This is a genomic window from Streptomyces sp. NPDC046862 (assembly GCF_040704615.1).
In the GTDB taxonomy this organism is placed as follows: domain Bacteria; phylum Actinomycetota; class Actinomycetes; order Streptomycetales; family Streptomycetaceae; genus Streptomyces.
Genome location: NZ_JBEYXP010000026.1, coordinates 26540 through 36856 on the forward strand (window position 1 = coordinate 26540; position 10317 = coordinate 36856).

Genomic DNA, 10317 nt, shown 5'->3' on the forward strand with positions numbered 1-10317 from the left:
CACACGCAGGCGCACTGGTGCGCCCCCGGCGGCCCGGAGGGGCGTTGGTGCCAGGAAGGTGCATCCCGGTGACGCCCGGGCTTAAAGCCGTATGTATTCGGAAAAGATGGCCCCGAACGGTTGTCTGGGCCGCTGTCGACGCAGGGACGACAGCGGCTCTCCAGCGCCGGGCGCCGCCGCCGGCCGTGCACGGGGAGGAGCCTGTCGTGCGTGTGCCCCTGTACCTGCAGCCACGGCTCGAACCACCGCTCAGTTCCTTACTGGAGGCCACGCCCTTCCTGCACTCGCTCGCCGACGCGCTGGGCTCACCCCTCAACGTGCTGCTGCCCGACCGGATCGCCGAGAACGCCGAGCGGTTCCGGGCCGTGTACCGCAAGCACCACCTCACGGGCCGGGTGACCTTCGCGCACAAGGCGAACCGCTCCAGCGCCCTCTTACGCCGTCTGGCCGCGGCCGACCCGGCCTCGGTCGGCGTGGACGTCGCCTCGCTGGGCGAGCTGCAACACGCCCTGAGCTGTGGGTTCACTCCGGACCGGATCACGGCCACCGGCCCCAAGGATCCCGCGTTCCTGTGGCTGGCCGCCCGCACCGGCGTGACCGTGCACCCCGACTCGGTGACCGAAGTAGAACAACTGGCCGAGCTCGTACGGAAGTTCGCCCTGCCCAGGGTCGACGTCCTGCCCCGGCTGTCCGGGTTCGAGGCGGCCACCGGCTCCGGAGTGTCCGGGGTGAAGGTGCTCTCCCGGCGCAGCCGCTTCGGCACGCCCGTGGGCGAGCTGGGCACGCTGCTGGACGCGCTGGAGCGGCACCGGGACGCCGTCGAACCGGTCGGCGTCGCGTACCACCTGGACACGACCGGGCTCGCGGAGAAGGCCGTCGCCCTGGAGAGCTGCGTCGCGGTGATGGACGAGTTCCGCGCACGGGGACTCGACCCGCGGGTCGTCGACATCGGCGGAGGGTTCGGCGTCGGCTACGTCGAGGACGCCGCACAGTGGGAGCGCTACACGACCGAGCTGACGAACGCCGTGATGGGGACCCGGCCGACGCTGACCTGGCGCGGACACGGCTACGGCCTGCGCAACGAGGGCGGCACACTCCGCGGAGCCCTGGGCCTGTACCCGGCGCACCGGCCGACGGCGGGTCCCGGATACCTCGACGACCTGCTCTCCGCGCCCGCCCCCGCCTCGGGCCGCCCACCGGCCACCCTCCTCCTGGAGCACCTCTACGACCTCGCCGTCCAGCCCGGCCGGGCGCTGGTGGACCAGTGCGGCGCGGTCCTGGCCCGGGTCCTCGACGTACGCCCCACCGGCTCGGGCGACCATCTGGTGCGCGTCGGCATGAACGCCGGGGACATGGGCCTGGAGGAGCACGGGGTCCTGGTCGACCCCCTGCTGCTGCCACGTGAGGGCGGGGAAGGGAAGGGCGGCGAGGGACCTGACGGAGGCGAGGGACCCGTGGGCGTCCACCTCGTCGGAAACCTGTGTCTGGAGGCCGACCTGATCACCCGCCGCACGGTGTACCTGCCCCGGCTGCCGCGCGCCGGCGACCTCCTCGCGTTCGCCAACACCGCCGGCTACGCGATGGACTTCCACGCCCACGCCGCACAACGGCAGCCCCTCGCCCGGACGGTCGCCGTGGTGCGGGACGGCGGTTCCTGGCGGTGGTGCCCGGACGAGGATTACTGGCCGATCACGCAGTCGGGGGGACCCGCGTCATGAGGTACGACAGCATCACCGAGGCCATCGGCAACACCCCGCTCGTCCGCATCGACCCGGCCGTGCACGGCCTGACCCACATCGACCTGTACGCCAAGCTGGAGATGCTCAACCCCTTCGGCTCGGTCAAGGACCGGCCCGCCTGGAACATGGCCCGCCCGCACCTCGCCGACGCGGCCGGGCGCGGCGCGACGGTCGTGGAGCTGTCGAGCGGGAACACCGCGAAGGCGCTCGCCCTGCTCGCGGGCGTGCACGGCCTGAAGTTCAAGAGCGTCACCAACCGGATGCGGATCCCGGAGATCAAGGAGCTGCTCCTGCTCCTCGGCGCCGAGATCGAGGAGTTGCCCGGCCGCAGCGAGTGTCTCGACCCGACGGACACCGACGACCCGCTGACCCGCTTCCACCAGGCGCTCACCGAGCCCGGCGGCACTTACCTGCACACCGACCAGTACTTCAACCCGCGCAACACCGAGGCCCACGCGGCGGGCACCGGTCCGGAGATCATCAAGGACCTCGACGGGCGGGCCCCGGACTGGTTCGTCGCCTGCGTGGGCACCGCCGGATCCTCGACCGGGGTGGCCAGGGTGCTGCGCGAGCACGACCCGGACGTACGGGTCCTCGGCCTGGTCGCCCACAAGTCGGACTTCATCCCCGGCATCCGGACCATCGACGAGGTGCACCAGGTCGGCCTCTTCGACCCGGCGACGTACGACACCATCGAGTCCGTGACGGCCGACGAGGCGATCGACGGCATGGTCACCCTGATCCGCCGTTGCGGCCTGCTGTCCGGGCCCACGGGAGGTGCCGCGTTCCACGGCGCGGTACGTCATCTCCGCACGGTGGACGCAGAGCTGACGGAACGTCGCACCGCCGTCTTCATCGTCTGCGACCGGGCCGAGAGCTACATCGGGTACGTACGGCAGCGCCGCCCCGAACTCCTCGGGCGGCCGCCCCTGAAGAACTCGGCGGCGAACCTCACCGAGGCGGAGGTGCGGGCCGAGGCCCCGGTCGTCGACACGGCGGCCGCCCGGCGCTGGATCGCCGAGGGCCGGCCGGCGCCGCTCGTCATCGACCTGCGCGGGCCGCAGGCGTACGCCGCGCTGCACATCGACGGATCGGTCAACATCGCCGACGAGCTCTTCGGCGAACTGCTGCGCGGCGGACTCCCGTTCAGCAAGCGGCAGCCGGTGCTGCTGGCCTGCCCGGTCGGCGAGAAGTCCGCCCGCTACGCCGCTCTGCTCACCCGCATGGGCCACCCCGACGTGCGCAGCCTGTCCGGCGGCGTCATCGCATGGCGCGACGCGGGCGCGCCCCTGGTCCGGGACTGACGATGCCCCACGGCGAACCGGCCCTCCCGGACGACGAGTTGAGGGAACTGACGGCCTGGCAGCAGGACATACGGGAGCAGTTCCCCATCATCACCGCCCACCCCGAGCCGGCCTACCTCGACAGCGCGGCCACCGCACAGAAGCCCCGGGCGGTGCTCGACGCCGTGCAGACGTACCTGACGACGTCGAACGCCAACGCAGGGCGGGGCGCCTACCCGTGGGCCAACCGGACGACCGCGCTGGTCGAGCGGACCCGGCGACGCGTCAAGGAGTTCCTCGGCGACCCGGATCCGGAGTCGGGCCGGTCGGCGGTCCACTTCGTCAGTGGCACCACCGAGGGGCTGCGGACCGTCGCCCGCGACTGGCTCACCACCCATCTCACCGACGGCGACGAGATCCTGGTCCCCCACGCCGACCACCGGGCCAACCTGCTGCCCTGGCTGGAGGCCGAGCGGCTGCTGGCGGAGCGCGGCGTCGGCGTACGGGTGCGCGGACTGCCGTACCAGGCGGATTCCGGCGACTACGACCACCGGGCGCTGGCGGGGGCCGTCGGTCCACGTACGCGCTTCGTCGCCGTCACCCATGTCCACCACGTCTACGGCGGCGACATGAACGTGCACCGGATCCGCGCCGCCGTGGGCCCGACGGTGCCGATCTGCCTGGACGCCGCACAGAGCGTCGGCCACCTGCCGGTGTCCGTGGCGGCGCTCGACGTGGACTTCGTGGTCTTCTCCGGGCACAAGGCGCTCGCCCTGCCCGGGACGGGAGCCGTGTGGGCGCGCAACGACCCCGCCCGCGGACCGGAGTTGCGTCCCGGCGGCTGGCAGGGCACCCCCAACACCGTGGGCATCGCCTCCCTGGAGGCCGCGCTCGACTGGCTGGACGCGGCGGGCACGGACCGCATCGGCCGCTGGGGCACGGCCCTCGCGGCCCGGCTGACCGACGGGCTCAGGCACCTCCCCTCGTACGAGATCCTGGGCTGCCAGGCGAGCCTGGCCGCCGGCTCCCCGTTGCAGCGCCGCCACGGCATCGTCACCTTCCGGCACCGGGACATCCCCTCGGACGACCTCGGGTTCATCCTGTTCAGTCACGGCTTCATGGTCCGGGCCGACAGCCTCTGCCAGGCGGGCACGGACGAGACGGACCCCAAGCACGGCTCGGTGCGGGTCAGCGTGCACGCCTACACCACGGTGGAGGAGGTCGACCGGCTGCAGTCCGTGCTCACCACGCTGGCCTGAGCCCGGCGCCGGCCCGGGTTCACCTCCTTGCTCACCCCAACGGTCCGAAAACGTGAATGGGAACCGTTTTCACCTGTAGGGTCGTGATCATCTTCGGACCATACGAGATGGTGAGGTGACACACGGCCCATGGGTGTGAGCATGGCGACGGCCAAGCTGTGGGTGGAGCGCTGGGAGCGCCAGCAGGAGCGGTACGCCCTCGGCCGCGAGGAGCGCTTCACGGTGATCGCCGACGTCGTCGAGCACGTCACGGCCGACCGCGAAAGGCCCCTGCTCCTCGACCTGGGCTGCGGGCCCGGCTCCCTGGCCGCCCGGCTCGCCGCGCGCCTGCCGGACGCCGAGATCGTCGCAGCGGACATGGACCCACTGCTCCTGGAACTCGGCCGCACCCACCACCCGTACGCCGCCCGGTACGTGGAGGCCGTGATCGGCGACGACGGCTGGACCGACACCCTCGGGCTGCGCCGCCCCCTGGACGCGGCCGTCTCGACCACCGCCCTGCACTACCTCTCCGAGCCCACCCTGCTGGGGACCTACCGCCGGCTCGCGTCGCTGCTGCGCCCGGGTGGCGTCGTCGTCAACGGGGACCACTTCGCCCAGGAGGGCCCGCCCTGTTCGGCCCTCACCGCACACGTCGCGCGCCGCCGTGCCGAACGCTCCCGCGTGCACGGTCACGAGGACTGGGATTCCTGGTGGGCGGCGGCGGCCCGGGACCCCGAACTGGCCGACCTCTTCGACCTGCGCGGCAGGCGCCGGGCGGCGCTCGGCAACCACGGCGGCAACGGCAGCGACCTGACCCTCGCCCGCCACGCCGAACTGCTGCGGCAGGCGGGCTTCCAACACGTCGGCACGGTCTGGCAGTTCGGCGACAGTCACGTCCTCGTCGCGATCAGGGACTGACGCGGCGCGGTGAAGCCTCCGCGGGGCTGGTCCATGACGAGAAACATGGTTAGCCTTACCTAAATTCTTCATGAGGATCACCTGCGTACGGTTCCGGAGGATGCGTGAGGCGAGCGGACCCGCCGGGACGGGACGTTCTGTGGGGCGCGGTCGGGGGGCAGCGCCGTGCCGTCGTGTTCGGCGCGCTCCTGGGCATGGGCCATCAGACCGGTGAGGCCCTCGTGCCGCTGCTCATCGGACTGGCCGTCGACCGGGGCGTGGTGGACGGTGACGTCACCGGACTGCTGCTGTGGCTCGGCATCCTGGCCGCCGTCTACGTCGGACTCTCCCTCAGCTTCCGCCACGGCGCCCGCATCGGCGAGCGCGCCTCCCTCACCGCCGCCCACCACCTGCGCACCGCACTTGTCGGCCGCGTCCTCGCCCAGGAGGGCGGCGCCGACGACGGACGGCTGCCCGGAGAACTCGCGAACACCGCCACCGAGGACGCACGACGGGTCGGCGCCGTCACCATGGCCCTCGTCTTCGGCGTCGCGGCCGCCACCGGTGTGCTCGTCAGCGCGATCGTGCTGCTGAGCGTGTCCCTCACCCTCGGCCTACTCGTCCTGCTGGGCACCCCGCTGCTGCTGTGGCTGGGCCACCTGCTGAGCAAGCCCCTGGAACGGCGCAGCGAGACCGAGCAGGAGCGCGCGGCACGCGCCTCCGGTGTCGCGGCCGACCTCGTGGCCGGGCTCCGCGTGCTCAAGGGCATCGGCGCCGAACCGTCGGCCGTCGCCCGCTACCGCCGCATCAGCCAGGACTCGCTGACCGCCACCCTGCGCGCGGCCCGCGCCGAGGCCTGGCAGAACGGCGTCGTCACCCTCCTCACCGGCGCCTTCCTCGCCCTGGTGGCGCTCGTCGGCGGCCGGCTCGCCGCCCGCGGCGACATCGGCCTCGGCGAACTCGTCTCGTCCGTCGCCCTCGCCCTCTTCCTCATGGGCCCCCTCTCCACGTTCTCCTGGGTCAACGCGCAGCTCGCGCAGGGCCGTGCCTCCGCCGCCCGCATCGCCGAGGTCCTCGGCGCCGAGCCCGCCGTGACGGCCGGTCCCGCGACCGACGGAACCGTGACCGATGGGGCGGCGACCGCCGGGCCCGTACTGCGCCGGGTGGAAGGCCGGCTCCGGCTGCGCGGACTGTCGTACGGGACCCTGCGCGGGCTGGACCTCGACATCGCCCCCGGCGAGACCGTCGGCGTCGTCACGAGCGACCCCGCCGACGCCACGGCGCTGCTGCGCTGCCTGGGCCGCCGCACCGACCCCGACGCCGGAGCCGTGGAACTCGACGGCACCGACCTGTCCACGCTCGGCCTGGCGGAGGGGCGCGCCGCGATCCTCGTCGCCGAGCACGACGCGGACCTCTTCGAAGGCACCCTCCTCGACAACGTCACCGCCGCCGCACCCGCCGGAGCCGACATCCGCACCGCGATGGCCGCGTCGAGCACCGACGAGGTCGCCCGCGCCCTGCCCGACGGCGCCGACACGGCCGTCACCGCGCGCGGACGCTCGCTCTCCGGAGGGCAGCGCCAACGCGTCGCCCTCGCCCGGGCACTGGCCGCCGACGCCCCCGTCCTCGTTCTCCACGAGCCCGCCACCGCCGTCGACGCCGTCACGGAGACCCGGATAGCCGCCGGGATCAAGGACGTCCGCGGGGGCCTTACGACCGTCCTGGTCACCAACAGTCCCGCCCTGCTCGCCGTGACCGACCGGGTCGTGCTCCTCGACGGCGGCCGCGTCACCGCGACCGGCGACCACGACCACCTGGTCCACGACCGCGTCGCCTACCGGACGGCGGTCCTGACGTGACCGACAGCCGGGCGGGAACCCCCACCGAGACGCCGCTGCTCCCCGTCGCCACGCCCGCCCGCACCCGCGCGGCCGTCGCCGAACTCGTGTGCCCGCACCGGCCGTTGGCGCTGGCCGCGTTCGCCGTCATGGTCGGCGCCACCGCCGTCGGTCTGCTCGTGCAACCGCTGCTGGGCCGGATCGTCGACCTGGCCGCCGACCGCGGGTCCGCCGACGCGATCACGACGACCGCGGCCCTCCTCGTGGCCGTCGCCGTGGCGCAGGGCCTCAGCACCGGGCTCGGCCTGTCGCTGATGTCCCGGCTGGGCGAGACGACCCTGGCCCGGCTGCGCGAACGGTTCGTGGAACGGGCCCTCGAACTGCCGCTGGAACGCGTCGAGAAGGCGGGCGCCGGAGACCTGACGGCCAGGGTCACCGCCGACGTGTCCCTCATCGCCGAGGCCGTACGCAGCGCCCTGCCGGAACTGGCCCGTTCCCTGCTCACCATCGTGCTCACCCTGGGCGCCCTCGCCCTGCTCGACTGGCGGTTCCTGCTGGCCGCGCTGCTCGCCGTGCCGGTGCAGGCGGCCACCGCGCGCTGGTACGTCACCCGCGCGATCCCCCTGTACGCGGAGCAGCGCTCGGCCGGCAGCGTCCAGCAGCAGCAACTCCTCGACACCGTCGGCGGCAGCTCCACCGTGCGGGCGTTCCGGCTGGAGCGTGAGCACATCGAGCGCGTCACCGGTCGGTCCTGGTCCCTGGTCGGGCTGACGATGCGCGGAGTCCGGCTCGTGCTGGGCTTCTACAGCCGGTTGCACATCGCCGAGTACATCGGACTCGCCGCCGTCCTCGGCACCGGCTACTTGCTGGTCCACGACGGTTCGGCGAGCATCGGCACGGCGACCGCCGCCGCTCTGTACTTCCACAGCCTCTTCGGCCCCGTCAACGCCGCCCTCGTCCTGCTCGACGACGCCCAGTCGGCCACGGCGGGCCTGGCCCGGCTCGTCGGCGTCACCGACGAACCGCCACCTCCGCGGCCGGCGCGTCCCGCCGTACCGGAGTCCGCCGAGGTCACCGTGCGAGGAGTCGGCCACGCCTATCGCACCGGACATCCCGTCCTGCACGACATCGACCTGACGGTCCGTCACGGCGAACGCGTGGCCCTCGTCGGCGCCAGCGGCGCGGGCAAGACGACCCTGGCCCGACTCGTCGCCGGCATCCAGCCACCCACCACCGGAACCGTCCTGATCGGCGGCGTCCCGCCGACCGAACTCGGATGGTCGAGCCGCACGGTCGCCCTGATCACCCAGGAGACCCACGTCTTCGCGGGCCCGCTCGCCGACGATCTCCGCCTCGCCACACCCGACGCCACCGACGACGAACTGCGGGCCGCCCTCGACCGCGTCGACGCCCTCGCCTGGGCCGAGGCGCTGCCCGACGGCCTCGCCACGGTGGTCGGCGACGGCGGACACCGCCTCAGCGGCGCGCAGACACAGGCCCTCGCGCTGGCCCGCCTGATCCTCGCCGATCCGCCGCTCGTCATCCTCGACGAGGCCACCGCAGAGGCCGGCAGCGCCGGAGCGCGCGCCCTGGAGAAGGCGGTCGCCCGCGCCGTCGACGGACGCACCGCGCTGATCGTCGCCCACCGCCTCAGCCAGGCGGCGGCCGCCGACCGCATCGTCGTCATGGACGCGGGCCGCGTCGTCGAGACCGGCACCCACGACGAACTCCGCGTCGCCCGAGGCCCGTACGCGGCTCTCTGGAAGGCGTGGTCGGACACCAGGGCCCCAGGCGCCGACACCCTCGACGACTCCAGCGACACCGGCGGCCCCGGCTGAGCAGAGCACGAGACCCGCTCGCCGCACCGCCACCCCCGCACCGCCCGGCACCACAGGAAACCGAACGAAGGATCACACCACCGATGTTCCGCTCCCGCAGAGCACCGCGGCTCGCCGCCGCGCTCGCCTCCGCCGCCATGCTTCTCGTCACCGCCACGGCATGCGGCGGTGACGACTCAGGTTCCGACGACACGGGCGCCGGCACGGAGGCGGGTTCCTCCGGCGAGTCGGCCTTCCCGGTCACCATCGCCCACAAGTACGGCAGCACGACCGTCAAGTCCGAGCCGAAGCGGATCGTCACGGTCGGCCTCACCGACCAGGACTCGGTGCTCGCGCTCGGCAGGACGCCGGTCGGCACCACGGAGTGGCTGGGCGGCTACAAGGGAGCCGTCGGCCCCTGGGCCGAGGACAAACTCGGCGGGGCCGCCACGCCGACCGTGCTGAAGGACACCGGCACCGGCCCCCAGGTGGAGAAGATCGCCGCGCTCAAGCCCGATCTGATCCTCGCGGTGTACGGCGGACTCACCAAGGAGCAGTACGAGTCACTGTCGAAGTTCGCGCCCGTGGTCGCCCAGCCCAAGAAGTACAACGACTACGGCGTCCCGTGGCAGGAGCAGACGGAGACGATCGGCAAGGCCCTCGGCAAGCCCGAGGAGGCCGCCAAGGCGGTCGCGGACACCGAGGACAAGATCAAGGCCGCCGCAGCGGAGCACCCCGGCTTCAAGGGCGCCACCGCGGTGATGGCCACGCCGTACGAGGGCATGTTCGTCTTCGGCAGCCAGGACCCGCGCTCGCACCTTCTGAGAGGCCTGGGCTTCTCCCTGCCCAAGGACCTCGACAAGGTGATCGGCGACCAGTTCGGCGCGAACATCAGCAAGGAGCGCACCGACCTGCTCGACCAGGACACCCTCGTGTGGCAGGTCGGCGACGTCACCAAGGACGCCGCCAAGCTGCACAAGGACGCCTCCTACAAGGACCTGAACGTCGTCAAGGAGGGACGCGAGGTCTACGTCAACGAGACCAGCGACTACGGCAACGCCCTGTCCATGGGCACCGTCCTCAGCCTGCCCTACGTGATCGAGCGCCTGGTCCCGCAGTTGGCGGCGGCCGTCGACGGCAAGACGGACACGAAGGTGGAGCAGCCCGCTTCCTGAAGCCCGTGTCCTGACGGCGTTTCAGGAAGTCATGCGGGGACACCCGCACAGCGGGGAGGGACCGTCCGCGAGCACCGCACTCGTGGCCGGTCCCTCCCACGTTCCTCACGACGGGTGTCAGCCGCCCATGGACTCCGCCAGGCTCCGGGGCCGCATGTCGGTCCAGTGCGTCTCGACGTACTCCAGGCAGGAGTGCCGTGAAGCGGGTCCGTGGACCACGCGCCAGCCGGCCGGCACGTCCACGAAGTCCGGCCACAGGCTGTGCTGGTTCTCGTCGTTGACCAGCACCGAGTAGACGCCCTCGGGGTCCTCGAACGGATTGCTCAT

At 72.8% G+C, this 10317-nt stretch carries 8 protein-coding genes; 7 read left to right on the plus strand and 1 reads right to left on the minus strand.

Features of this window, described 5'->3' with window-relative positions; all coding sequences use genetic code 11:
* The first annotated feature begins 206 nt into the window (after positions 1 to 206).
* The 7 genes from AB0959_RS27250 (at position 207) to AB0959_RS27280 (ending at position 9990) form a co-directional block, all read left to right on the plus strand.
* Positions 207 to 1718, plus strand: coding sequence for a Y4yA family PLP-dependent enzyme (locus AB0959_RS27250; RefSeq protein ID WP_366829208.1), 1512 nt, complete (start codon positions 207 to 209; stop codon positions 1716 to 1718).
* Positions 1715 to 3043, plus strand: coding sequence for a pyridoxal-phosphate dependent enzyme (locus AB0959_RS27255; RefSeq protein ID WP_366829209.1), 1329 nt, complete (start codon positions 1715 to 1717; stop codon positions 3041 to 3043). Before AB0959_RS27250 ends, AB0959_RS27255 begins: the two co-directional genes overlap by 4 nt.
* A gap of 2 nt (positions 3044 to 3045) precedes the next feature.
* Positions 3046 to 4281, plus strand: a complete 1236-nt coding sequence (locus tag AB0959_RS27260) for an aminotransferase class V-fold PLP-dependent enzyme (protein ID WP_366829210.1) — start codon at positions 3046 to 3048, stop codon at positions 4279 to 4281.
* Positions 4282 to 4410: 129 nt separating this feature from the next.
* Positions 4411 to 5181, plus strand: a complete 771-nt coding sequence (locus tag AB0959_RS27265) for a class I SAM-dependent methyltransferase (RefSeq protein ID WP_366829211.1) — start codon at positions 4411 to 4413, stop codon at positions 5179 to 5181.
* 104 nt (positions 5182 to 5285) lie between these two features.
* Positions 5286 to 7019: an ABC transporter ATP-binding protein gene (locus AB0959_RS27270; RefSeq protein WP_366829212.1), complete on the plus strand. Its 1734-nt coding sequence runs from the start codon at positions 5286 to 5288 to the stop codon at positions 7017 to 7019.
* A complete protein-coding gene (locus tag AB0959_RS27275) occupies positions 7016 to 8836 on the plus strand; it encodes an ABC transporter ATP-binding protein (protein WP_366829213.1) in 1821 nt (606 codons plus the stop codon). Before AB0959_RS27270 ends, AB0959_RS27275 begins: the two co-directional genes overlap by 4 nt.
* Positions 8837 to 8919: 83 nt before the next feature.
* A complete protein-coding gene (locus tag AB0959_RS27280; protein ID WP_366829214.1) occupies positions 8920 to 9990 on the plus strand; it encodes an iron-siderophore ABC transporter substrate-binding protein in 1071 nt (356 codons plus the stop codon).
* Between the two features lie 117 nt (positions 9991 to 10107).
* Here AB0959_RS27280 and AB0959_RS27285 read toward each other — a convergent pair whose 3' ends face one another.
* Entirely contained in the window at positions 10108 to 10317 is a 210-nt protein-coding gene (locus tag AB0959_RS27285; protein WP_366829215.1) for an MbtH family protein, read from the minus strand.